Source organism: Limimaricola soesokkakensis (assembly GCF_900172345.1).
Taxonomy (GTDB): domain Bacteria; phylum Pseudomonadota; class Alphaproteobacteria; order Rhodobacterales; family Rhodobacteraceae; genus Limimaricola; species Limimaricola soesokkakensis.
The window spans coordinates 326150-350377 of the sequence record NZ_FWFY01000001.1 but is presented as its reverse complement, the minus strand read 5'-3'; the positions used below and the strand labels follow the sequence as shown (position 1 = coordinate 350377).

Sequence of the window (24228 nt, the reverse complement as noted above, 5' to 3'; positions counted from 1 at the left end):
CCATGGCCCCGCTCTGTCGAACTCATGAGCTGAATATGAATGCTGCGCCGCAGCATTTCAAGATGTTTTTCTGCGGTGCAGCAAAAAACTTCCCCAAGGGCAGGTAGCGCCCTATTCGGCTGCGAGGCGCCCCCCCGTCACGTAGCGCCCCGGGGCCGGGCCCAGCGCCGGATGCGCTTTGGAACCGGGCTGACGCGCAGGGACCAGTTCGCCCGATCGCGGCTTCAGCCATTCGATCCAGACCGGCCACCAGGAGCCTTCGTGCTTGGTCGCGGCCGCGCGCCATTCCTCAGGCGTCTTTGCCGGTTTGTCGTTGGTCCAGTAGCCGTATTTCTTCTTGGCAGGCGGGTTCACGATGCCCGCGATATGACCCGAGCCCGACAGCACGAAGGTCTTGTCCTTCGAGCCCATCTTCTGAATGCCGCGCCAGCTCGAATCCCACGCCGCGATGTGGTCGCTTTCGCATCCGACCGCGAAGACCGGCACCGTCACTTCCGAGATCTTGGCCAGATGCCCGGCCACGGTGAAGCCCTCGGTCGCGAACAGGTCCTGCTGGCACAGGCCGCGCAGATACTCGACCGCCATGCGCGCCGGCAGGTTGGTGCCGTCGCCGTTCCAATAGAGCAGGTCGAAGGCAGGGGGCGCCTCGCCCATCATGTAGCTGCGGATCGCGGGTTGGTAGATCAGATCGCGTGCGCGCAGGAAGGAGAAGGTGCGCGACATGTAGAACTTGTCGAGCACGCCCGCCTCGCGCGCCTCCGCCTCGATGCCGTCGACGAAGTCGTCGTCGAGGAACACGCCCACCTCGCCCTGATCCGAGAAGTCGGTGAGGGTGGTGAAGAAGGTCGCCGAGTTGACCGAGTTGTCCTTGCGCGCTTTGAGCACCGACAGCGTCAGGCTCAGCGTTGTCCCGGCGATGCAATAACCCACGGCGTTGACTTTCTTGACGCCGCAGATCTCCTTCACCGTCTCGATCGCCTGAAGATAGCCGTCCTCCACATAGTCGGTCATGCCAATCTCGGCATAACTCGGATCGGGGTTGATCCAGCTCACCACGAAAAGCGTGTAGCCCTGCTCGACGACGTGGCGGATCAGGCTGTTCTGCGGCTTCAGGTCGAGGATGTAGTACTTGTTGATCCAGGGCGGGAACAGCACCACCGGCGTCTCGTGCACGTCCTCGGTCTGCGGCGCGTACTGGATCAGTTCGAACAGATGGTTGCGAAACACCACCTCGCCCGGCGTAGTAGCGAGGTTCTCGCCCACCCGGAACGCATTGCCATCGGCCAGCGTCACGACGAGGTCGCCCTTGTTGGCCTCAAGGTCGCGGACCAGGTTCTCGAGCCCGTCGATCAGGCTCTGGCCTTCCGTCTCGAGCGCCTTTTGCAGCGCGTCGGGATTGGTGGCGAGAAAATTGGTCGGGCTGAACATGTCGACGATCTGGGTCGCGAAGTAGTCGAGCCGCTTCTTCTCGCGCGGCTCCAGCCCCTCGATCGAGTCGATGGCCATCCGCACCGTCTCGGCATTGGTCAGGTATTGCTGCTTGATGAAGTTGAACCAGGGGTGGGTGTCCCATAGCGGGTTGGAAAACCGGCGGTCGCCCTTTTTGTCGCTGGCAACGGGGGCCGCGCCGGGCACCAACTGCTGCTGCGCCTCGACGTAATGCCTCAGCGTCTTGCCCCAGTAGCCGAGCTGGTGCTCCATCATCCGGGCCGGGTCGCGCATCATCTCGGCCCAGTAGGTCCCGGCGGCCTTCATGTAGAGGTCGTGGCTCGGCCCCTGCAGGCTGGGCGGCACCTGCCGCCCCTGCCCCATCGCGCCGACGAGCCGCTGCGTCAGCTCCTCGATCCGGGTCAGATTGGCTTCCAGCCGTGCCTTGGCGCCCGTGGCCAAACCGTCACCGGTCTCGCCCTGATCCGCGTCCTTGCCGTGATCGTCAGTTGTCATACACCCTCCCGCGCCCTAGTTTGCAGGCGCAGCATGCGGCCTGCCGGGGCGGGCCTGTGCGCCCCGCGTGCCGCCGAGGCGGGGCTGGCCCCCGACGGACCTACGACCCCTGCCTGGAGCAACCTTATGAAGTATATGCCGACCTACGACCTGATGGAAAGCGTGCGCAATACCAACCAGTGGTTGGGTGCGACCGCGCGCGCCATGAGCGACTACCCGGCGATGGCAATGACCGCCAACCCGGCGATGCAATTGCTCAAGGCATGGGGCGACGTGACCGAGCGCAGCTTCGCACGCATGGTGGCCAAGCCTGACTGGGGCATCCCCTCGATCACTGGCCCCGATGGCAAGGACCACATCGTCCGCGTCGAGACGCTGGTCGAGCGCCCCTTCGGCGACCTGATCCGCTTTACCACCCCCGGCAGAAAATCGCCGAAGAGGCGAGTGTTGCTGGTTGCGCCGATGTCCGGCCACTACGCCACCCTCCTGCGCAAGACGGTGATCAGCCTGCTGCCCGATTGCGACGTGCACATCACCGATTGGCACAACGCCCGTGACATCCCGGTGAGCAAGGGCAAGTTCGACGTCGAGGACTACACCAAATACGTGGCCGAGTTCATGCGTCATCTCGGTCCGGACCTGCACGTGATCGCGGTGTGCCAGCCGGTACCGCTCACGCTCGCGGCGACGGCGATGCTGGCCGAGGACGACCCCGAGGCGCAGCCGCGCTCGCTGACGCTGATCGGCGGACCGGTGGATCCCGACGCCGCCGCTACCGACGTCACCGATTTCGGCAGCCGCGTCACGATGGGCCAGCTGGAGCATTCGATGATCCAGCGGGTCGGTTTCAAGTACAAGGGCGTGGGCCGCGAGGTCTATCCTGGGCTGTTGCAGCTCGCCTCCTTCATCGCTATGAACGCCGCCACCCATGCGCAGGCCTTCACCGACCAGATCTTCCGTGCCGCCCATGGCAAGGCCTCCGAGCATGACAAGCACAACCAGTTCTACGACGAGTACCTCGCCGTGATGGACATGACGGCCGAGTTCTATCTCTCGACCGTCGAGCGCGTCTTCAAGTCGCGTGACATCGCGCGCAACGTCTTCACCGTGGATGGTCGCCAGCTCGATCTGGGCAAGATCACCTCGGTGGCGGTGAAGATCGTTGAAGGCGAAAAGGACGACATCTCGGCCCCGGGCCAGTGCCTCGCCGCGCTCGACCTGCTGACCGGCCTGCCCGATGATCGCAAGGCGGCGCATCTGGAGCCCGGCGCTGGGCATTACGGGATCTTCGCCGGGTCGAGCTGGCGCAAGAATATCCGGCCGCTGGTACTTCAGTTCATCGACGCCAACTCCGATGCGCCGGGCAAGCACACGGCCAAGGTCGAATCGCCGAAGCCGGCCCAGCCGTCGAAGCCCGCCCGGAGGGCCAAGCCCGCCGCCGCAAAGGCAAAGCCGTCCGAGACGAGCAAACCCAAGGCCACGAAGCCCGAGGCGAAGGTCGCGAAGGACATCGTCAAAGGGGCCGAGGCCGTGACCGGTGAGGCAAAGCCGGCGCCGGAGAGGGCCCAAGCCGCCGAACCGGTAGTGGCGAAGCAGCCGGCGGGCGAACCCGCCGCCCCCAAGCCGGCCGTTTCGAAGCCGACCCTGGTGAGTTCGAACAGCGCGACCCCGGCGCAGGAGCCGGCCAAACCCGCTGCGGCCCCGCAGGCGGCCGATGCGCCGAAGGCCGAGCCTTCGAAGCCGGACGCGCCGAAGGACGAAGCTGCCAAGCCCGTTGAGGCGAAACCCGAGGCCGCGCAGGCCGGCAAGCCGACCCGCGCCGCCAACGACTGAACGATCAGGCGGCGGCCAGCGCCTTGGCCGCCGCCGTCACGCCGCCCGGGCCATGCGGGATCGACAGGGCGGAGAGCCCCGCCTCGATGGTTCCGAGCGCGCCCAGCACCATATGTGCGTTCACATGGCCCATATGGCCGATACGGAACCAGCCCTCGGGCGGTGTCCGTCCCAGCCCGATCCCGAGCGTCACTCCCATTTCCGTCTCGCACCAGCCGCGCAGCCGGTCCGCGTCAGGTGCGCCCAGATGGATCGAGGTCACGGCGTGGCTGCGGTCCTCCGCCGAGCGCACGCCAAGCCGCATCTCTCCTTCGCGGCCCCATGCCTCCACAGCCGCCCAGATCGAGTTTGCGAGGCGGGCATGCCGGCTCCAGACCGCCTCGATGCCCTCCTCGACGATCAGGTCCAGCGCGGCGCGCAGCGCGTAGAGGTGATGGGTCGGCGCGGTGCCCGCGAAGTATTGATAATACAACTCAGGCGCGGCGCGCGGCCGCCAGTCCCAGTAGGGCGTGACCATGTCGGCGCGTCTCCGGGCTTCGGCCGCCCGCTCGTTGAAGAAGGCAAAGCCCAGCCCCGGCGGCGTCATCAGCCCCTTCTGGCTCGCGGTGATCGCAACATCGACACCCATCGCGTCCATCTCGAAGCGGTCGCAGCCCATCGAGGCGATGCAATCGGCCATCAGGAGCGCCGGGTGTCCCGCCGCGTCGAGCGCGGCGCGGTAGCCGGCCATGTCGGCGCGTACCCCGGTCGCGGTGTCGACGTGGCAGGAGATGACGGCACGGATCTCGTGGCTCCGGTCGGCGCGGAGCCGGTCGGCGAGCCGGTCCGGATCGACCGGCCCGGCCCCGTCGCTCTCTATCACCTCGACCTCGGCGCCCAGCGCCCGTGCCGTGGCGACCCAGCCATGGCCGAAATGCCCCGCCACCAGCGCCAGAATCCGGTCGCCCCGCGCCAGCACGTTCAGAAACGCCGCCTCCCACATGCCGTGGCCGTTGGAGATGTAGATCGCGGCGTGATGCGCGGTGCCGGCGGCGCGCTTCAGGTCGGGAAACAGCGTCGCGGTCATCTCGTGCAGCGCGCCGGTATAGATGTTTGGCGCCGGGCGCTGCATCGCCGCGAGCACCCGGTCGGGCATGACGGAGGGGCCGGGAATGGCGAGATAGGGGCGACCGTGGGAAAGCGACATGCGGGGGCCTCGCGAGGGTTGATCGGCGCGCAGCCTCGCGCCGGCCGACGCCGCCGTCAACGCCCTCTCAGCGCCCCAGCGCCCGCGCCAGCGCCGCCTCGACCGCCGCTACCTCGGCCTCGCCATCTTCGGGCATCGCGCCGTGCAGGTTGTTGAGGTCGCTCACATAGCCACGGATCTGCTCGCGCAGCGAGGCACGGCTGCGGTCCGGGACGATGCCCGCCTCGCGCAGTTCCGCCTCGGTGGCCGGCGCCTTTTCCGGATACTTGGTCAGATCGGCAAGCCTCAGCCCGGCGGTGATCCCGCGTCCGCGCGAGAAGAAGCTGCGATAGTCGCGCACCGCCACCAGCCCCATCGGCTCGGGACCGAGCCCTGCCGCGTGCAACCTTTGGAACATCACCCAATTCTCGGCCACCCGGCGCAACACTGGCGTCGAAAAGGCCCGTGCCCAATCCTCGGCATCGCGGCGCCGGTCGAAGCCGCCCAGCACCTCCTCGCGCCGGGGCGCCTTGTAGTAGATGCAATGCTGCCGCCCCGCCACCGCGTGCATCAACTTGATCTGCGGGCCGGGCAGGTACACAGCCCAAGCGCCCCATTTCACCCGATGCGGCCGCCCGGCGATCATCGCGTGACTGGGCCACAGCCGTACCTTGTCGATCAGCTCGATGCCTTCGTGATCCATGCCCGCCTCTTTCATCGCTCCGCCCTGCCCTAGGCCGCGCCTGCGGCCCCGTCAAACCCGCCTGCCTTGCGAGAGGGGCTCGGGATGCTTATTGAATGCCGGATGCGTGGGATAGGACCGATGATGAAGCTTCTCGAGGATCTGAAGGCCTGGGAGCGGCGCGCCCGCACCGGGCGGCATCATCACCTCGACGATGCCGGCGCCCGCCGCCGCGCGCTGGCGAGCTACCTGATCCTGGACCACGCGATCCTGCGCTATTGGTGGACCAATTTCCATCTCGTCACCCCGGGCGTGTTCCGTTCGAACCAGCCGACGCATGGCCGGTTCGAGAAGATGGCCAAGATCGGTATTCGCACGGTCATCAACCTGCGCGGCGAGGGCGGGCATCCGCGCTACCTGTTCGAAGCCGAGAGCTGCCGGGCACTGGGGCTACGGCTTGTCTCGACCCAGCTTTCGGCGCGTCGCGCCGCGCCGCGTGGCCAGATCCTGCGGCTGTTCGAGTTGCTGCGCGAGGCCGAGCGCCCGGTGGTGATGCATTGCAAATCGGGTGCCGACCGCGCCGGTTTCGCCTCGGCCCTGCATCTTCTGGCCGAGGGCCGGCCGATCGAGGAGGCGCGCCGCCAGCTGCATCCGCGCTTCTTGCATTTCCGCCGCTCTCGCACCGGCATTCTCGACCACATCCTCGACCTCTATGCCGCGCGGCAGGAGCGCGGTCCGATCGGGATCGAGGACTGGATCGCCACCGAGTACGATGCCGAGGCCGCGCAGAGCAGCTTCGAGGCCGGGCGGGCCAAGCGATGACCACCGCGCTGCGCCCACCCGCCGACGCCGATCCGGCTGCGCCGCGCCCTGATCGCCGCGGGCTGTTTCTATGGCTGTGGCGCAGCTACCTCTCGCGGCACTGGCGCTGGCTGGTGGTCGCGATGGTCCTGATGGCGATCGAGGGCGGCTCGCTGGGGCTGTTCGCCTCGATGATGAAGCCGATGTTCGACGAGGTCTTCGTCGCCGGACGGACCGAGGCGCTGTGGATCGTCGGCGTCGTGGTGATGGGCATCTTCATCGTGCGCGCCGTGACCTCGCTGGGCCAGCGGGTGCTGATGACCACGATCCGCGAACGCAGCGCCGCCCAGCTGCGGGCCGACCTGCTGGCGCATCTGATGCGGCTCGACGGTGGCTGGCACCAAGCGCATCCGCCGGGCTACCTGATCGAGCGGGTGCAGGGCGACGTCAACTCGATCAACCAAGTCTGGGCCGCGCTCATCACCGGGGCCGGGCGCGACGTGACCTCGGTGATCGCGCTGTTCGCCGTGGCACTCTCGGTTGACTGGCGCTGGACGCTGGTGGCGCTGATCGGCATCCCGATCCTCGTGCTGCCCTCGCTGCTCGCGCAGAAATACGTGCGCCGCCGTTCGCGCAGCTCGCGCGAGATCGCGGCGCGCATGTCGACCCGGCTCGACGAGGTGTTCCACGGCATCGCGCCGATCAAGCTCAACGGGCTCGAGCGCTACCAGTCCGAGCGCTATGACCGGCTGATCGGCGCCCGTGTGCGCGCCGAAATACATGCCTCCTCCGGTCAGGCCGCTATTCCCTCCATGATCGACATCATGACCGGCCTCGGCTTTCTGGGCGTGCTGTTCTACGGCGGCGCCGAGATCATCGCCGGTGACAAATCGGTCGGTCAGTTCATGGCCTTCTTCACCGCCATGAGCCTTGCCTTCGAACCGCTGCGTCGGCTCGGCAACATCTCGGGCCAATGGCAGACCGCCGCCGCCAGCCTCGAGCGAATGCGCGCCATCTTCGACGCGAAGCCCTCTCTCGTTTCGCCCGCGACGCCGCGCCCTGCCCCACGAGGGGCTCCGGAGATCCGGCTCGACGACGTGCGCCTCCACTATGGCGATCTGCCGGTGCTGCGCGGCGCGAGCTTCACCGCCAAGGCTGGCCGCACCACCGCGCTGGTCGGCGCATCGGGGGCAGGCAAGAGCACGGTGTTCAACCTGCTGGCCCGGCTCGTCGATCCGCAATCGGGCGAGATCACCATCGGCGGCGTGCCGACCCGCGCGCTTGCGCTCGAGGATCTGCGCGGGCTGATCTCGGTGGTGACGCAGGACGCGCTGCTGTTCGACGAATCGATCCGCGACAACATATTGCTCGGCCGTACCGACGTCTCCGAGAAGAGGCTGCGCGAGGTGCTCGACGCGGCGCATGTCTCCGATTTCCTGCCGCGACTGGCCAAGGGCCTCGACAGCCCCGCCGGGCCGCGCGGTTCGGCGCTTTCGGGCGGACAGCGCCAGCGCGTCGCCATCGCCCGCGCGCTTCTGCGCGATACGCCGGTGTTGCTGCTCGACGAGGCGACCAGCGCGCTCGACACGAAATCCGAGGCGGTGGTGCAACAGGCGCTGGAGCGGCTTTCAGAGGGACGCACGACGCTGGTGATCGCGCACCGCCTGTCCACAGTGCAGGGTGCCGACAGCATCGTGGTGATGGATCACGGTCAGGTGGTCGATCAGGGCAGCCATGCCGAGTTGCTGGCGCGGGGCGGTCTTTATGCCGATCTGCACGCGTTGCAGTTCCGCGATCCCGAGACGGGCTGACGCCGGCCGCATGGCCCCCTATGTAGGGCGGCATGACACAGGATCGTAGCATCATCGCCGTCACCGGCACCGACCGCGAGGAGTTCCTTCAAGGGCTCGTCACCAACGACATCGCCCGGGCAAAGGACGGCCTCGCCTATGCGGCGCTGCTGACCCCGCAGGGCAAGCTCATCGCCGATTTCTTCCTCAAGGGAGAGAGCGACCGTTTCCTGATCGATGTCGCTGCCGACGTGGCGCCGCAGCTGTTCCAGCGGCTGTCGATGTACAAGCTCCGCGCCGACGTGGCATTGGCCGAGGCCGACCTCAAGGTCTCGCGCGGGACCGGTCCCGCACCCGAAGGTGCCCTGCCCGATCCGCGCCACGCCGCGTTGGGCTGGCGCCTTTACGGCGCGCAGACGGGCGATGACGGCAGCGACTGGACGGCGCTGCGGGTCGAACACCTGATCCCCGAATGGGGTCATGAACTGGGGCCGGAGAGCTACATACTCGAAGCCGGGTTCGAGCGCATGAACGGCGTGGATTTCCGCAAGGGCTGCTATGTCGGGCAGGAGGTCACCGCGCGGATGAAACACAAGACCGAACTGCGCAAGGGCTTTGCCCGCGTTAAGGTGGAAGGTCCGGCAGAGCCCGGTACCGAGATCACGAGCGGCGAGAAGATCGTGGGCACGCTGCACAGCCGTGCGGGCGATCGCGCCATCGCCTGGCTGCGCTTCGACAGGGCATCGGAAGGAATGCAGGCCGGCGAGGCAAGGGTGACACGGCTCGACTAGAGCAGCGCTGGGCCGAGCCGGGCCGCCACGGCCTCCCAGGCCGCCTCGCTCGACGCGGTGAGCAGATAGCCCGCGTCGCGCGGTAGGCCGAGATGGTAGCTGCGACCGTCCAGCATCCGAGCCACGCCGCCCGCGCGCGTCACCGCCAAGGCGCCGGCGGCGTGGTCCCATGGGTTCAGCACCGCGGCCAGCGTCGCCTCGGCATGGCCTTGGGCGATCAGCCGGTATTCGTGGCAGGAGCAGCGCAGGCTCGTCACCCGGCCGAAACCGGGAAAGGCGGCGGCGACGGCATGCTGTCGGTCAGCTGGCAAGAGCGCCAGCGGCACGTAGAGGTTCATGCGATCGGGATCGCTGATCTCCGATGTCGACAAGACCCGACGCCCGCCATCCGACGTCACCAGCTCGCAAGGACCGTCCTCATGCGCTTCGATCCGGTCATCAAGCAACGGGTCGTAGAGGAGGCCGTGCGTCACGCGGCCTCGTTCCCCGAGAGCCAGGATCATTCCGAAGAGCGCCAGGCCGCGCGCAAAGTTCCAGGTGCCGTCGACCGGGTCGATGATCGCCGAAAGCTCGGCCGTGCCCAGCCCGTCGAGGAGCGTGGCATCCTCGGAGACTGACTCCTCCCCGACGATCAACGCGCCGGGCAGCAAATCGCGCAGCGCCGCCGTGATGCGGATCTCGGCCATGGTGTCGGCTTCGGTGACGAGGTCGTCGGGACCGCTCTTGGTGGCGATGTCACCTGCCCCGAGCCGCCGGAACCGGGGCAGGATCTCGGCCCGCGCCGCAGCCTTCAGGATCTCCGCCAGCTCTCCGTTGTCGATCATCGCCGCCTCCCGCCAGAAAAAAGGGGCGGCCCCGGTGGAGCCGCCCCCGATCGGGCGCAGTCTGCCGATCCCCGGCCCGGCCGCAAGGCCGGAGGGGCTCAGGCGCGCTCGGCGTATTCCATGGTCTCGGTGTTGACGACGATGTCCTCGTCCTGGCCAATGAAGGGTGGCACCATCACCCGCACGCCATTGTCGAGCAGTGCCGGCTTGAAGCTGTTGGCCGCGGTCTGGCCTTTCACCACCGGCTCGGTCTCGACGATCTTGCAGGTCACCTTCTGCGGCAGCGATACGTTCAGCGCCTCGTCACCGTAATATTCGATATGCACGGTCATGCCGTCCTGCAGGAACGGGCGGCGATCGCCCAGAAGCTCGGCCGGCAGCACGATCTGGTCGTAGGTCTCGCTGTCCATGAAGGTCAGCATGCCGTCGGCTTCGAACAGGAACTGCTGATCCTTCTGCTCGAGGCGCACGCGCTCGACCTTGTCGGCGGAGCGGAAGCGCTCGTTGAGCTTGGAGCCGTTGCGCAGGTTCTTCATCTCGACCTGCGCGAAGGCGCCGCCCTTGCCGGGTTTCACATGATCGACCTTCACGGCAGCCCACAGGCCGCCATTGTGCTCGAGAATGTTGCCGGGGCGGATTTCGTTACCGTTGATCTTGGGCATGTCGGTCCATGTGACGGAATTGTGGCGATGGGTTGATCGAGATTGGCCCACGCCTATATCTCGCGGGTCGCCCCAAGGCAAGCTGAGCCGACTCGCCCCAGCCCCGCAAGGTCGTCACGCGCGGAGCCATGCACTGAACACATGGCTGACATTCCGAAAACGGTGACCCGAATCACCGTGGTTTCGGGCTAGTCACTCTGACGCATTGGCGACAAGAGCAAAAAGAACGTAAGGAAGCATGATGAAGGATTTCGTTGACGGCACCGCCTACAACAACGAGCAGGGCAACCGCGCCCGCAAGCTCTTTGCGGCCGTCGTGCTTGCCGCTCTGGACGACGCCATCGCCGACGACAAGAAATATGGTAACGGCCCGGAACAGATCGCCCGTTGGGCGCGGTCGCGTGACGGGCGCGAGGTGCTGTCCTGCGCCGGCATCGATCCCAACGAGCGCGTCGTGGCGGGTCTGATGGAATTCGTGGGCAAGGGTGTGCGCACCTCGGTCGCGCTGTCGCGCGAAGAGAGCGAGCGTCGTCATGCGGCCGAGCTGGAATCCCGCGCCGCCTGATCCACGCTTTTCCGACCTGCTGAAAAAACGCGGCTTCCATCTGGAGCCGCGTTTTTTCTTGCCCGGTGCTCGCTTCAGAAGACGAAGCGCCAGATCCCCGACGACCCCAGCTCAGCCGCCAGCAGCAGCACCAGCCCTGCCCGCAGAACGAGGCTTTTGAACCGCCAGAGCATGAAACCCGTCAGCAACACGGACAGGCCCGCCTCCAGTGGTCCGATGATCCCCGCATGGTGGCTGCGGTCCCAGTAGCTCAGTGGCGAAACGAACCGCCAGTCGCTCAGCGGCCAGAACATCGGCCGGGCATCCGCCCCATGCAGCGGCAGGTCGAGCGCAAGGTGCAGCAGCCCTGCCCCGGCAAAGGCGATGATGACGGGCCAGCGCCGCCAGATCGCGAGCGCCAGCAGCGCGCCCCAGATCGGGAACGAGTTGTCGACGGCGAAGACGGCCATCCACGCATCCGAGAAATAGTATTCGCGAAAGATCGTGCGGGCCGGCACGTCGCCGACGAATCGTGCCCAAGCCACCATGAGGTAGAGCGACAGGTCCGGTGCCAGTCCTCCGAGCAGCGCCGCCGACGTCACAGCGGGCCTCCCCGGCTGGCCGAAAGCTGCCGCCCCGAAGATCAGATGCGCGGGGGTGTTCATGGGCTTTCCCTTGGGCCGTGCCGTCCCTAGACAGCTATCTCAGGCGACAGACGACGGAAAGCGGCGGCAGGCATGGCACGAGCGATCATGATCCAGGGGGCGGGCTCGAATGTCGGCAAGTCGATGATCGTTGCCGGGCTTGCCCGCGCGGCGCGGCGGCGCGGTCTCTCGGTGGCTCCTTTCAAACCCCAGAACATGTCGAACAACGCCGCCGTGACCGAGGATGGCGGCGAGATCGGCCGGGCGCAGGCGCTGCAGGCCCGTGCCGCCGGGGTCCCGCCGCATAGCGACATGAACCCGGTTCTGCTCAAGCCCGAAAGCGAAACCGGCGCGCAGGTCGTGGTGCAGGGCCAGCGTCTTACCACGGCGCGGGCCCGCGATTACGCGGCCCTGAAGCCGCAACTCTTGCCGCGGGTGCTGCAAAGCTTTCGCAGGCTCGCGGCCGCGCATGATCTCGTCATCGTCGAAGGCGCGGGCAGCCCTGCCGAGGTCAACCTGCGGTCGGGCGACATCGCGAATATGGGCTTCGCCCTGGCGGCCGGCGTGCCGGTGGTGCTTTTGGGGGATATCGACAGGGGCGGCGTGATCGCGCAGCTGGTCGGAAGCCATGCGGTTCTGGATGCCGACGACGCGGCCCTGATACGAGGCTTTGCCGTCAACAAGTTCCGGGGCGACGCCAGCCTATTTGCCGAAGGGATGCGTTTCATCGCAGGGCGCACTGGCTGGGCGCCGCTGGGGATCGTGCCGCATTTCGCCGAAGCCTGGCGGCTGCCCGCGGAGGACGCGGCCGAGATCGTTTCGCGGCCCGGCGGTGCGCTGAAGATCGCGGTGCCGCGACTGAACCGGATCGCCAATTTCGACGATCTCGACCCGCTCTCCGCTGAGCCCGGTATCAGCGTCACGATGATCGAACCGGGGCGCCCCCTGCCCGGCGATGCCGATCTCGTGCTGATCCCCGGCTCCAAATCCACCATCGCGGATCTCGCAGCCTTTCGGGCCGAGGGCTGGGACATCGACCTGCGCGCACATCTGCGTCGCGGCGGCCGCGTCATGGGTATCTGCGGTGGGTACCAGATGCTGGGCCGCTCGATCGCAGACCCCGAGGGCATCGAAGGGCCGCCGGGCCGGGTCGAGGGGCTGGGCCTGCTCGATGTCGAGACGGTCATGCGGCCCGAAAAGCGGCTAGGCCTCGTGGCGGCGCGGCTGCGCGCAGATGGTACGCCGCTCCGGGGCTACGAGATCCATATCGGCCGGACCACCGGGCCGGATCACGCCGCGCGGGCCTGGCTCGACATCGAGGGCCGCCCCGAAGGCGCGGCGAGCGCCGACGGGCTTGTGCACGGCTGTTATCTGCACGGGCTGTTTTCTGAGGACGCTTTCCGCGCCGCCTTTCTTGCCGAACTGGGCGTCGTTTCGCGCCCCGGCTATGATGATGCGGTGGAGACGACGCTCGACGCGCTGGCCGCGCATCTCGAGCGGCATCTCGATATCGACCGGCTGCTCGCTCTCGCGGCGCCGGTCTGAGGGATCACTCGAATTCGCCGCTTGCCAGTGCCCGGAAGATCTCGCGGCGCACCAGCTTGCGCAGATTGCCGGTGATCCGGTCGCCCAATGGACCGCGCAGTTCTTCGCGCAGCACCTCGGTGATCAGACGACGCAGCGTGTCCTCATCGACAAGAGCTTCGGGGGACGGCATTGGAGCTGTCGCCTCGACTGACTTGGCCGCTGGCTCTGCGATCTCAGGCTGAGAACGCACATTCGCCGCCGACTGCTCCTGCGGCTCGGCGACCGTTTCCGGCTCGCTCAGGGGTCGCTGATCTTCGACATCGGGGCCGGGCGCCTGCGGTTGCGGCGCGCTCTGCATCTCGCGCGGAACGCTTGGCGCGGCGCGCCCGGTAGACACAGGGCCGACATGGCGACGGCTCAGGAACGGGGTATCCTCGGCCCGCGCGGCGGACCAGTCCATCACCGGCGCCGGTTCGCTGCCGTCGGGCTCCCACTCGTCGGCGCGATGGGTGATCGCCGATTCGAGTTCGGCAATCGTCTCCTCGAGGCGCGAGCGCAGCGAGCCGCTCTTGTCGGAGGACGCGGCAGTCAGGTCGGCAGGCTCGAAATCATCATCGGCCGATGGTGCGCCGGGCGTCCCCGTGTTCGCCGCGACGGGCGCCGGAAAGCGCGATGGCCGCTCGGCCGCGCCCTCTCGGCCTGACACCCTCAGCGCGGGCGTCAGGACCAGCGGCGCATCGCCGCGTCTTTCGGCCCGCACCCGCGATGGCGCCACCGGCGATCTGCTGGTTGCATCGGCCGTTTGCTGCGGCGCGGGACGGCCCCCGCCCTGCCCCTCGCCATCCGCAAGCAGTCTGCGGATGGAGGAGAGCACATCCTCGATTTCGACGCTCTTGACCGGATCGGACATGATCTACCCTGCTTGCCTCGAAAGAAGTCTAGCGAAGCCCCGGGCGCCCGGCAACAACCCCGCCAGCAGTGGTTCAGCGGCCAATCGCTTCGAGCACACGGTCCAGCGCCTTGCCCTGCGCCGATGTGGCGGCGGGCGCGTTGCGCACGAGGTTGTAATAGGCCACCGGGTCATAGACCTGCACCGGCAGCCCCAGCTGCTCGGCGGTCAACCGGCCGATCGCGGCCAGCACGACATAGCCCGCCAGCGTCTCGTCGATCTGCGCCGAAACCAGCGTGGCACGCGCGTCGAGCAGGTCCTGCTCGGCATTGAGCACGTCGAGCGTGGTCCGCGCCCCAAGCCGGGCCTCCTCGCGCAGCCCGTCGAAAGCCACTTGCGCCGCCCGGACTTCGCGGGTCGAGGCCTCGATGCTGGCGCGCGCGACGGAGAGCAGCGAATAGGCGTTGGCCACGGTCTGCTCGACCGTGCGGCTGGTGTTGAGCAGATCGCCCCGCGCCGCGTCGCGATTGGCCTTGGCTTGCCGAATCTGGCTGGCCAGCTGGCCGCCCGAATAGATCGACTGCTGCATCCTGATGCCGATCTGCTCTTCGTCGTCGAAATTGTCGTCGACCGAGATGCTGCCGGTGAGCGACAGTTCCGGACGAGTCGTCGCCTCGGCCCGAGCGATGTTGAGCTCCGCGACGGTGACGGCATACTGCGCGCCCTTGATCGACGGATGCTCGCGCCGCGCAATGGCTTGCGCCTCGGCGAGGCTGCCCGGAATTCGGGCATCGGGCGCCTGGGCAAGGCCATCCGGATTGCGCCCGACCGCCGCACGGAATTCGGCGATGGCTTGGGTCAATCCACCCTCTTCGGAGGCCAGAAGGCTGCGCGCGGAAGCCAATGCGGCCTCGGCCAGCGACACGTCGGTCCTCGTGACCTCACCTACTTCGAATCGGTCCTGCGCGGCGCGCAGTTCCTGAGTGATCAGGCGCAAGTTGTTGCGGCGCAGTTCGACGAAGGCGCTGGCGCGCTGGACTTCCATGTAGGCTTGGACGATCCGCTGCAACACCTGCTGCTCCACGCCGCGGAGCCCTTCGCGCGTGGAAAGCACCAGCGCCTTTTGCGCGTCGATGCCGTAGCGGCTCTGACCGCCATCATAGAGCAGCAGCGATGCGGAAAGGGTAGCGGAGCTGGAGACATCGAAGCTGTCGACACCGTTCGTGCCGGGAGCGGCATCGCGCAGCGCGCTGCTGGTGGAGAGAGCGGTCTGAGCCGACCAGCTGATGATCGGCCTCAGCGCACCGATCGCCTGCGCCACGTCCTCGTCGGCCGCGCGCAGCAGCGCCCGGTTCTGATCGAGAAGCCCGCTGTTCTCATAGCCATAGGCCAAGGCTTGCGCGAGCGTATCAGCCCGCGCGGGCGCCACGACGGCGGCGGCAAGGCCGGCACCCAGAATCAAGCTACCTACAATTCGCCGCATACCACCCTGCCCTCTTGTTTTTCACTCGTGCCCTTACAGCACGAAGTCCTGTTCCGCCTCGAAACCCTTCAGAAGCGGCGCTCCCGCGTTGAACGCGAAGCGCCACGAGATTCGCCCGTCGATCTTGTAGCCGATCCGGACCACGCCCAGCGCGCCTTCGGCGAAGATCGCCGCGACCCGGCCGCCTTCGCGCAGCTGCGCGTCCAGCGCATCGGGAAAACGTTCGATCGCACCCTCGATGATGATGACGTCATAGGGGCCGCTCTTGGGTGCACCCTCGGCCAGCGGGGCGCAGATCACCGCCGCGTTGTCGACGCCATGCTCGGAGAGGATCGACTGCGCCTCGGCGGCGCGCGCCTCGTCATCCTCGACCGCTGCGACGAAGCCCGCGAGCCGCGCCAAGAGCGCGGTCGAGTAGCCCAGGCCGCAACCCAGATCGAGCACCGCGTCCTGCGGATCGATCTCGAGCCCGTCGAGCATCTTGGCCAGCGTCCGCGGCTCCAGCACCACGCGGTCCCCGCCAAGCGACAGGTTTTCGCCCACATAGGCCGCCTCGCGCAGCGCCGCGGGCACGTAGGCCTCGCGCGGCACATCGAGCATCGCGTCGATGATCGGAAATTTCGTCACGTCAGAAGGCCGCACCTGCGTATCGACCATGAAGACGCGGCGGGTCGCATAATCAACCACGGACCGGACTCTTTCGTTCAATTTCTCCACGGCCGTGATGCCACAACCTCCGGCAAGCGGCAACTGCTCTGCGCCTCTGCCCAGCCGCCGCGCCGCTTTGGTCGTGTCTTGCGGCCACACTTGCAGATTGTTCGTGGATGCCGCGACGCCGTCCCACGCTGGCCACGAGCTTCGGGCGGAAGCCCGCGAGACGATGCTCGCGGAGTTGCACAGTGATTGGATGCAGACTTTGGGCCGCCAGACGGAGTCGCTGTGCAGGCAGCCATACCCTCATGCTTTTGCACGTCTCGCGACATGAGCAACTCGAAACCATCCTTCGACGGGTCGCGCATTCAGGCCCACCAGCCTGCTCGGAAAGACCTCGATAATTGCTTGACGCCTGCCACGACAAACCATAGTGAAGCCGACACCGAGGCGGGTTGGCGGAGAGGTTACGCAGCGGATTGCAAATCCGTGTAGACCGGTTCGATTCCGGTACCCGCCTCCATATCCCGACATATCCACTCATGACGCAGGCAGACGGACTTTGACCCGCGCCGCCGGTGTGAAGGGATATGTTTTCCAGTCAACCAACCCTGCATCCAGCCCGGCCTCCGCGCGCCAGAAGCCCGCTCGAAAGACCGGATGCCAACGCATTCCCTTTAGCGCTCTGCGGACCCGAGGGCCCGTGCCCCTTGCTTTTCGGATGATTGATCCATGGCCCAGCCGACGCTGAAGCCGTGCAGGAAGGTCGAGGCGAGGATGACCAGCGCTACGAGGGACCACAATGAATCCTCGTCGACGAACTCCATGTGGCTCCCGGCATAGCACAGGTAGTAGATCGACCCGATACCGCGGACGCCGTAGACCGCGACGATGCTGCGGTCGCGCCATCCAAGCCCGCTTCGCCCCAGCGACAACCAGCCGGCAGCCGGGCGTATCACCAGGAGAAGCACCGCCGCCACGGCGATCTGGGACCAGGTGAGATCGCGAAACAGCAGCGGCAGCACCGTGCCGAGCGCCACCAGCAGCGCCGCCGTGAGGGCATGCTCGATCGATTCGGAGAAATCGTGCAGTCGCTTGTGGAAATGGTGGTCCTTCTCGATCCGCCGCAAGGTCAGGCCGAGAACGGCCACCGAGATGAAGCCGTAGCCTTCGATCAACTCCGTCGAGCCGTAGCACAACAGGATTCCCGCCAGCGCGACCACCCCCGAGCCGGTCTGGGCCAAGGCCGCATCGGCAGGGAAGCGGAACAGCACGTAACCCAGCGCCTTGCCGCCAAGCCAGCCCATCGCGGTGCCCAGAGCGATCCGGTAGATCACGTCGCGCAACAGCCAGTCGAGCGCCCAGGCACCCGGGTTGAGCCCCTCGGCCGCGAGGATCAGCCCGAGATAGACGAAGGGAAAGGCCAGACCGTCGTTCAACGCCGCCTCGGTGGTCAGAGTGAAACGGACGGGATGCTCGGCCCCTTCCTGTGGGGGCCCGACCTGCACATCGGCCGCAAGCACCGGATCGGTCGGGGCGAGAACCGCGCCCAGCAGCACCGCGCCGGCCACCGTCATGCCGGTGAGGCCGACCCCCAGGAAAGCCACCGCGAAGATGGTCAGCGGCATCGCGATGCCGAGCATTCGGAAGGTTGGCCTCCAACGCGACCAAGGGCGAAGCTCGTCGAGCCGCATTCCCGAGCCGAACAGCGCGACGATCACCGTGAGTTCGCTCGCCAACTCCCATGGCAGCGGCGTCTCGCGAGGGTCGGGCAACGTCGCGAGATCCGGCAGCCAGACCGCGATTCCCGCGCCGAACAGGATCATCAACGGTGCTGCCGCCGGTTCGCGGCGCGAGATCAGCCGGGGTAGCCAGCGCGCGAGGATGATCACGAGGCCCAGCACCGCCAAGGCGATGTGATACCGATTCAGCCCGAAAAACGGCTCGCCCTCCACTGGCCCCTCCTCCATCACCCTTCCGAGACCGACAAACTGCGCCGCCCGGGCGCTGCGACAAGGGGACGTCGCGCAGCGGCAGGCGGGATCGCGCCCGCAGGCGGCAAGGCGGCCCCACCCCGCCGTGACAGCGCGGCCGACGCCGCCTAGGCTGGCGCCGTATCCCCGAACCGATCGGAACGAACGCCCCCATGCTGCGCATTCTCGCCTTGCTTCTCGCCCTTCTCCCCGCCTCCCTTGCCGCGCAGGACCGCGCCGCGCTCGAACGGCAATTTCGGGGCTGGCTGCAGCAGACCGTCTGGCCGCGCGCCCAAGGCGCGGGCGTATCCCGCTCCACATTCGATGCGGCCTTTTCGGGGGTCACGCTCGATTGGGACCTGCCCGATCTCGCCCCGCCGGGCGCACCGGCGCAGCCGCAACGGCAGCGACAGGCCGAGTTCGGCAGCCCCGGCGCCTATTTCAGCGCAGGCGCGGTACAGGGCGCGGCCTCGGTGGGGCGGCAGATGGCGGCGCGCCATGCCGCCACGCTGACCCGTATCGAGCGGGCGACCGGTGTGCCCGGACACATCGTTCTCGCCATCTGGGGCCGCGAAAGCGGCTATGGCCGCGCCGCGATTCCGCACAACGTCTTTCGGGTACTGGGCACCAAGGGCTTCATCGGGCGTCGCGCCGAGTATTTCACCGAAGAACTGGTCGCGGCGCTGCGCATCGCCCAGGCGGGTCACGCACCGGGCGCCGCGATGAAATCGAGCTGGGCTGGCGCGCTCGGCCAGCCGCAATTCATGCCGACGAGCTTCCTCAAATACGCAGCCGATGGCGATGGCGACGGGCGCGCCGACATCTGGCGTTCGGAGGCCGACACGCTCGCCTCGATCGCCACCTATCTCGCCCGGCATGGCTGGGTCGCGGGACGCGACTGGGGCTTCGAAGTCCGCGTACCGGAGGCGGTTTCCTGCACGCTGGAAGGGCCCGATCAGGGGCGGCTCATCCGCGACTGGGCGGCCATGGGCATCACCCGCGTTTCCGGCAAACCCTTTCCGGACCACGAGGCCGCGCGCGAGGGCTTCTTGCTGATGCCGGCCGGGCGGCACGGCCCCGCCTTCGTGGTGACGCCCAACTTCTACGTGCTCAAGAGCTACAACATGAGCGATCTCTACGCGCTTTTCGTCGGCCATGTCGGTGACCGCATCGCCTATGGGGTGGGTGATTTCGCGGGCGGCTGGGGCCGCGTGGGCGGGCTGATGCGCTCGGACGTGGCCGCGATGCAGCGCGCGCTCGAGGCGAAAGGGCACGACGTGGGCGGCGCCGATGGGCTGGCGGGCTTCAAGACCCGGCGTTCGATCGGTCGCTGGCAGGAAGCGCAGGGCCATGCCGCCACCTGCTTTCCCGATACCGGAATGCGCGGCGCGCTGAACGGCTGAACCCGCTCAATCAGTCAAATGGCGGAACGCGGGCGGGCAGCGCCCGTTTGTCTCGTGACCGCAAGAGCAGGAGACCAGCGATGAGTTCCCCCGATCCGACGCGACCCATTCTGCGCGAGGGCGAGACCTGCTGGCGCATCGCGCGGGCAGACCGGCTGGCCGTGATCGTCGATGCGGCCGATTACTTCGCGACGATCCGCGAGGTGGTGCGCCATGCCAAGCGCAGCGTACTGTTCATCGGCTGGGATTTCGACACGCGGATCGAGCTTGAACCCGATGCCGAGGAGGACGGTGTGCCCAACACGCTGGGCGCCTATCTCGAATGGGTGGTTGAGAAGACGCCCGACCTGCAGGTGCATCTGCTGAAGTGGGATCTCGGCATCATCGAGACGCTGTCGCGCGGCTCGACACCGCTGGTTCTGGCAGACTGGATGACCAATGGACGCATCCACATGAAGCTTGACCATGCCCACCCTTCCGGGGCCGCGCATCATCAGAAGATCGTGGTGATCGATGACGTGCTGGCCTTCTGCGGCGGCATCGACATCACCGCCAAGCGCTGGGACACCCGGTCGCATCTCGACGAGGACCCGCGCCGCAGGCGACCCACCTCGAAACGCCATTACGGGCCGTGGCACGATATCACCACCGCCCTAAGCGGCGAGGCGGCGAAGGCGCTGGGCGATCTCGCGCGGCAGCGCTGGTTCGACGCCACGGGCGAGACGCTGGAGGCCCCGGGACCGCAGGCGCCGATCTGGCCCTCGGGGCTGGAACCCATTGCCGCGGGCCATCCGGCAGCCATCTCGCGCACTCTGCCTGCCTACAAGGAGCGCGAGGAAGTGCGCGAGATCGAGGCGCTCTATCTCGAGGTCATCGCCCGCGCCAAGAAGACGCTTTACATCGAGAGCCAGTATTTCGCCTCGCGCCGCATCGCCGAGGCGATGGCCACGCGGCTGCGCGAGCCCGACGGGCCGGAGATCGTGGTGGTCAACCCGCACACCGCGCAGGGCTGGCTCGAGGAGAAGGCGATGGGCACGGCACGGGCGCGGCTGCTGAGGCTGGTGCGCGATGCCGACCGCTACGACCGGTTCCGGCTCTACACCCCCGTGGCCGAGGGCGGCGCGCATATCTATGTCCACGCCAAGGTGGTCATCATGGACGACCTGCTCATGCGGGTGGGCTCGTCCAACATGAACAACCGCTCCATGGGCTTCGATACCGAATGCGATGTCTCGATCGAGGCGCGTGGCGCCACCGCGCCGGAGCTGCGCGAGCGGATCGTCGGGCTGCGCAACGATCTTCTGGCCGAGCATCTGGGCCGCTCGAACGCCGAGGTGGAAGAGGAGATCCAGGCGCGTGGCTCGCTCGTCCGGGCCATCGACGCGCTAAGCGGCAAGGGGCGCAGCCTCGTGCCATTCGAAGCACCCGACTTCTCCGACATCGTCGAATACGAGCTCGCCGAGACCGACCTGCTCGATCCCGAAAGCACCTCTTCCTCCTGGACCGGCTGACATAAGAAGGGCCGGTGCACATGGCACCGGCCCCTTTGACACATCCGGGCATCGCCGACTTCAGCCGCCGATCTTGTCCTGCGTCTTCGTCTCGAAGTCATCCGCCGAGTGCCGCTCATGCAGTTGCAGCGCCGGGTCGCCGAAGCTCCGATTGACCATCCGGCCCCGTTGCACCGCCGGGCGGGCGTCGATCGCCTTGGCCCAGCGCATCACATGCGTGTAGCTCTCCACATCGAGGAACTCGGCCGCGTCGTAAAGCCGACCCAGCACGAGCTGCCCGTACCACGACCAGATCGCCATGTCGGCGATGGAGTATTCGTCCGCCATGAACTCGTGCTCGGCCAAGTGCCGGTCGAGCACGTCGAGCTGGCGCTTGGTCTCCATGGCGAAGCGGTTGATCGGGTATTCGAACTTCTCGGGCGCATAGGCATAGAAGTGACCGAAGCCGCCGCCCAGATAGGGCGCGCTGCCCATCTGCCAGAACAGCCAGCTCAGCGCCTCGGTGCGCTGACCGGGATCTTTCGGCAGGAAGGCACCGAATTTCTCGGCCAGATGCAACAGGATCGCCCCGGATTCGAACACACGCTGCGGCTTGTCGCCACTCAAGTCGAGCAGGGCCGGGATCTTGGAATTCGGGTTGATCTCCACAAATTCCGAGCCGAACTGGTCGCCGTCGCCGATCCGGATCAGCCAAGCATCGTATTCGGCGCCCGAATGGCCGGCCTCGAGCAGTTCCTCGAACAGCACCGTGACCTTCACCCCATTGGGCGTGGCCATGGAATAGAGCTGGAACGGATGCTCGCCGCGCGGCAGTTCCGCATCATGGGTCGCACCGGCGACGGGGCGATTGGTCTTGGCGAACTGGCCGCCATTCTCTGCGTCCCAAGTCCAGACCTTGGGCGGCGTATAGTCGTTGAGATCCTTCATCGAGCGTCCTGTCGGTTTGTCCGGATTGATGACTGAAATGCGACCCCGACCCCAGTCTGTCGAGGGGAAACCCGCGCACAAGGTTGTGCGCCCTAACGCACGACACACCGATCAGCCTGCAATCATGACCTTTCACTGGTCCGGTTTCCCGCCAAACCGGAAAAATCCGGCCGGATTTCCCCTACCCCGGTGGCAATTCTCCGCTAGTTCCGTCATAAAGCGCCTTTCGAAACAGCTAGGAGAACGCTCCCACGTGACCGATAGAAACCTGCCTTCCCTCGGACTGGCGCTGCTGCCGGTCGTGCTGACGCTGGGCCTGCTGGCCCTGCAGCTCTTCTATTTCGGCGACTTCACGCCGCATATCCCGCTGGTGATCGGCCTCGCCATCACCGGCCTTCTGGGCGTGATGCGCGGCCAGAAATGGACCGATATCCGCGAAGGCGTGTTCCACGTCATCCACGTCTCCCTTCCCTCGCTTTCCGTTCTGATCGTGGTCGGCATGATCATCGGCGTCTGGATCGCCTCGGGCACCGTGCCGACGCTGATCTATTACGGCCTGACCCTTCTGAACCCCTCGATCTTCCTTGCCGCCGCGATGATCCTCTGTGCGGTCGTCTCGCTGTCGCTGGGCACGTCTTGGGGCACCGTCGGCACCATCGGCGTTGCGCTGATGGGCATCGGTGCTGGCTTCGGCATTCCGATGTACTGGACCGCGGGCGCGATCGTCTCGGGAGCCTTCTTCGGCGACAAGATCTCGCCGCTGTCGGATACTACCAACCTCGCTCCCGCCGTGACCGGCGTGAACATCTTCGACCACATCCAGAACATGCTGCCGACCACCGTACCCGCGATGCTGATCGCGCTGGGCGTCTACATCGTGGCGGGTTACGGCTTGATCGAACCTGCCGACACCTCGCTCGAGGCGATCACCCAGATCACCGCGCGGCTCGAGCAGGACTTCGCCCTCGGGCTGATCCCGCTGACCCCGGCATTGCTGGTCATCGGCCTCGCGCTGTTCCGCCAGCCGCCGCTGCCCTCGCTCTTCGCGGGCGTGCTGCTGGGTGGCATTATCGCCATTTTCCAGCAGGGTGTGGGCCTGCATGACGTGTTCACCTACGCGCAGTCGGGCTACTCGATCGAGACCGGCATCGCCGATATCGACGCGCTGCTGAACAAGGGCGGCATCCAGTCGATGATGTGGACCATCTCGCTGATGCTGATCGCGCTGGGCTTCGGCGGTGCGCTGGAGCGCACCGGCTGCCTCGAGGCGATCATCCTCGCCATCGTCAACCGGGTGAAGAGCTTTGCCGCGGTGCAGTCCTCGGCCATCGTCACCTCCTTCGCCACCAACGTGGTCGCGGGCGACCCCTACATCTCGATCGCCCTGCCGGGCCGGATGTATGCGCCGCTCTATCGCGGCATGGGCTACTCCACGCTCAACCTGAGCCGCGCCACCGAGGAAGGCGGCACGCTGATGAGCCCGCTGATCCCGTGGAATGCCGGCGGTGCCTTCGTCATCACCGCGCTGGGCCTCGGCATCATGGACGGCAACATGGAGAACCTGCTCTACATCCCGCTGGCCTTCGCCTGTTGGACCGCGCCGGTGATCGGCATCTTCTACGCCATCACCGGGTTCTTCTCGCCGAAGGCGTCCGAGAAGGACCGCGCCAACTGGGAGCGCGACAACGAGGACATCATGGACCTGTCGGAGCATGACCACCTCGGCGATCCCGGCCCGGCCAAGGAAGCCATGCCGGTCTGATCCAAGGCTCCGAGATGCGAGCCATACGACGGAACGCCCCGCCCTCACCGGCGGGGCGTTTCGCGTCTCACGGGTTGGATCGCGATGGGATCTGCCTATGTCGGGATCAGACCTCATGCGAAAGGACATCACATGGCCGGAGGCTGGGCCCGCGACGGTGCGGTGGAAGAGCAGATCGAAGCCTCGATCAATGACGAGCTGAAGCGCATGCAGGCGCGGCGTGGCCCCTCGGGCGAAAGCCGCACCCATTGCGCCGAATGCGAGGAGGAGATCCCCGAAAGGCGGCGCGCGGCGATCCCGGGGGTCAAGCTCTGCGTCGATTGCCAGCAGGGGCGCGACAGCCGCCCGGAGGCGCGGGGCGGCATCAACCGGCGCGGCTCCAAGGACAGCCAGCTGCGCTGATTTCCGGCGGCAAATCCGGG

20 protein-coding genes, 1 tRNA gene and 1 pseudogene are annotated in these 24228 nt (G+C 67.0%); 11 read left to right on the top strand and 11 right to left on the bottom strand.

The genetic code is table 11. The features are described from left to right. Window positions 1–111 precede the first annotated feature (111 nt). Window positions 112–1944: a PHA/PHB synthase family protein gene (locus LOS8367_RS01650; protein WP_085894699.1), complete on the bottom strand. Its 1833-nt coding sequence runs from the start codon at window positions 1942–1944 to the stop codon at window positions 112–114. Between the two features lie 126 nt (window positions 1945–2070). On the opposite strand from LOS8367_RS01650, the pseudogene phaZ reads away from it, so the two are divergent. After that, window positions 2071–3324, top strand: a pseudogene (gene phaZ / locus LOS8367_RS01645) (polyhydroxyalkanoate depolymerase); the annotation flags it as partial. Window positions 3325–3781: 457 nt separating this feature from the next. On the opposite strand, the gene LOS8367_RS01640 reads toward phaZ, so the two are convergent. Beyond that, window positions 3782–4963 carry a pyridoxal-phosphate-dependent aminotransferase family protein gene (locus LOS8367_RS01640; RefSeq protein WP_085894697.1) on the bottom strand — a complete coding sequence of 394 codons (1182 nt, stop codon included), beginning with the start codon at window positions 4961–4963 and terminating at the stop codon, window positions 3782–3784. Between the two features lie 67 nt (window positions 4964–5030). After that, on the bottom strand, window positions 5031–5645 hold the full coding sequence (locus LOS8367_RS01635) for a hypothetical protein (protein ID WP_085894696.1): 615 nt from the start codon (window positions 5643–5645) through the stop codon (window positions 5031–5033). Between the two features lie 120 nt (window positions 5646–5765). Between LOS8367_RS01635 and LOS8367_RS01630 the strand changes: the two genes are divergently transcribed. Genes LOS8367_RS01630 through ygfZ form a run of 3 tightly spaced genes read left to right on the top strand, consistent with a single transcriptional unit; the run spans window position 5766 to window position 9006 of the window. Next, a complete protein-coding gene (locus LOS8367_RS01630; RefSeq protein ID WP_242665478.1) occupies window positions 5766–6446 on the top strand; it encodes a tyrosine-protein phosphatase in 681 nt (226 codons plus the stop codon). Then, window positions 6443–8236: an ABC transporter ATP-binding protein gene (locus tag LOS8367_RS01625; RefSeq protein ID WP_106535010.1), complete on the top strand. Its 1794-nt coding sequence runs from the start codon at window positions 6443–6445 to the stop codon at window positions 8234–8236. Before LOS8367_RS01630 ends, LOS8367_RS01625 begins: the two co-directional genes overlap by 4 nt. A 32-nt stretch (window positions 8237–8268) precedes the next feature. After that, a complete protein-coding gene (gene ygfZ, locus LOS8367_RS01620; protein WP_085894695.1) occupies window positions 8269–9006 on the top strand; it encodes a CAF17-like 4Fe-4S cluster assembly/insertion protein YgfZ in 738 nt (245 codons plus the stop codon). Here ygfZ and LOS8367_RS01615 read toward each other — a convergent pair. After that, the gene (locus LOS8367_RS01615; RefSeq protein ID WP_085894694.1) at window positions 9003–9830 is read right to left on the bottom strand and encodes an inositol monophosphatase family protein; all 828 of its coding nucleotides are present in this window, start codon (window positions 9828–9830) and stop codon (window positions 9003–9005) included. The two genes, ygfZ and LOS8367_RS01615, sit on opposite strands and share 4 nt — an antisense overlap. 98 nt (window positions 9831–9928) lie before the next feature. Further along, on the bottom strand, window positions 9929–10492 hold the full coding sequence (gene efp, locus LOS8367_RS01610; protein ID WP_085894693.1) for an elongation factor P: 564 nt from the start codon (window positions 10490–10492) through the stop codon (window positions 9929–9931). 241 nt (window positions 10493–10733) lie between these two features. Here efp and LOS8367_RS01605 point away from each other — a divergent pair, with 241 nt between their 5' ends. Then, window positions 10734–11057, top strand: coding sequence for a DUF6280 family protein (locus LOS8367_RS01605; RefSeq protein WP_026147324.1), 324 nt, complete (start codon window positions 10734–10736; stop codon window positions 11055–11057). A 74-nt stretch (window positions 11058–11131) separates the two neighbouring features. Here the strand turns inward: LOS8367_RS01605 and LOS8367_RS01600 are convergent, their stop codons facing one another. After that, window positions 11132–11701 carry a cobalamin biosynthesis protein CobQ gene (locus LOS8367_RS01600; protein ID WP_085894692.1) on the bottom strand — a complete coding sequence of 190 codons (570 nt, stop codon included), beginning with the start codon at window positions 11699–11701 and terminating at the stop codon, window positions 11132–11134. A gap of 72 nt (window positions 11702–11773) precedes the next feature. Here LOS8367_RS01600 and LOS8367_RS01595 point away from each other — a divergent pair, with 72 nt between their 5' ends. Next, a complete protein-coding gene (locus tag LOS8367_RS01595) occupies window positions 11774–13225 on the top strand; it encodes a cobyric acid synthase (RefSeq protein WP_085894691.1) in 1452 nt (483 codons plus the stop codon). A gap of 4 nt (window positions 13226–13229) precedes the next feature. On the opposite strand, the gene LOS8367_RS01590 is transcribed toward LOS8367_RS01595, so the two are convergent. The 3 genes from LOS8367_RS01590 to LOS8367_RS01580 all read right to left on the bottom strand — a co-directional run bounded on the left by LOS8367_RS01590 (window position 13230) and on the right by LOS8367_RS01580 (window position 16266). Beyond that, the gene (locus LOS8367_RS01590) at window positions 13230–14117 is read right to left on the bottom strand and encodes a hypothetical protein (RefSeq protein WP_085894690.1); all 888 of its coding nucleotides are present in this window, start codon (window positions 14115–14117) and stop codon (window positions 13230–13232) included. A gap of 73 nt (window positions 14118–14190) precedes the next feature. Further along, window positions 14191–15558, bottom strand: coding sequence for a TolC family outer membrane protein (locus tag LOS8367_RS01585; RefSeq protein ID WP_106535011.1), 1368 nt, complete (start codon window positions 15556–15558; stop codon window positions 14191–14193). 54 nt (window positions 15559–15612) lie between these two features. Continuing rightward, entirely contained in the window at window positions 15613–16266 is a 654-nt protein-coding gene (locus tag LOS8367_RS01580) for a protein-L-isoaspartate O-methyltransferase family protein (RefSeq protein WP_085894688.1), read from the bottom strand. A 413-nt stretch (window positions 16267–16679) separates the two neighbouring features. Here LOS8367_RS01580 and LOS8367_RS01575 point away from each other — a divergent pair. Beyond that, window positions 16680–16753: transfer RNA gene (locus LOS8367_RS01575), tRNA-Cys, on the top strand. A gap of 154 nt (window positions 16754–16907) precedes the next feature. On the opposite strand, the gene LOS8367_RS01570 is transcribed toward LOS8367_RS01575, so the two are convergent. Beyond that, complete coding sequence (locus tag LOS8367_RS01570; RefSeq protein WP_242665477.1) at window positions 16908–18200, bottom strand: cation:proton antiporter; 1293 nt, start codon at window positions 18198–18200, stop codon at window positions 16908–16910. 176 nt (window positions 18201–18376) lie between these two features. Here LOS8367_RS01570 and LOS8367_RS01565 point away from each other — a divergent pair, with 176 nt between their 5' ends. Both LOS8367_RS01565 and LOS8367_RS01560 read left to right on the top strand, forming a co-directional pair. Further along, window positions 18377–19606, top strand: coding sequence for a lytic murein transglycosylase (locus LOS8367_RS01565; protein WP_085894686.1), 1230 nt, complete (start codon window positions 18377–18379; stop codon window positions 19604–19606). A gap of 80 nt (window positions 19607–19686) precedes the next feature. After that, window positions 19687–21117, top strand: coding sequence for a phospholipase D-like domain-containing protein (locus LOS8367_RS01560; RefSeq protein WP_085894685.1), 1431 nt, complete (start codon window positions 19687–19689; stop codon window positions 21115–21117). A 60-nt stretch (window positions 21118–21177) separates the two neighbouring features. On the opposite strand, the gene yghU is transcribed toward LOS8367_RS01560, so the two are convergent. Further along, complete coding sequence (yghU, locus tag LOS8367_RS01555; RefSeq protein ID WP_085894684.1) at window positions 21178–22044, bottom strand: glutathione-dependent disulfide-bond oxidoreductase; 867 nt, start codon at window positions 22042–22044, stop codon at window positions 21178–21180. Between the two features lie 253 nt (window positions 22045–22297). Between yghU and nhaC the strand changes: the two genes are divergently transcribed. Together nhaC and LOS8367_RS01545 are read left to right on the top strand one after the other, a co-directional pair. Then, entirely contained in the window at window positions 22298–23806 is a 1509-nt protein-coding gene (gene nhaC, locus LOS8367_RS01550; protein ID WP_085894683.1) for a Na+/H+ antiporter NhaC, read from the top strand. Between the two features lie 132 nt (window positions 23807–23938). Further along, the gene (locus LOS8367_RS01545; protein WP_085894682.1) at window positions 23939–24208 is read left to right on the top strand and encodes a DksA/TraR family C4-type zinc finger protein; all 270 of its coding nucleotides are present in this window, start codon (window positions 23939–23941) and stop codon (window positions 24206–24208) included. Window positions 24209–24228 lie beyond the last annotated feature (20 nt).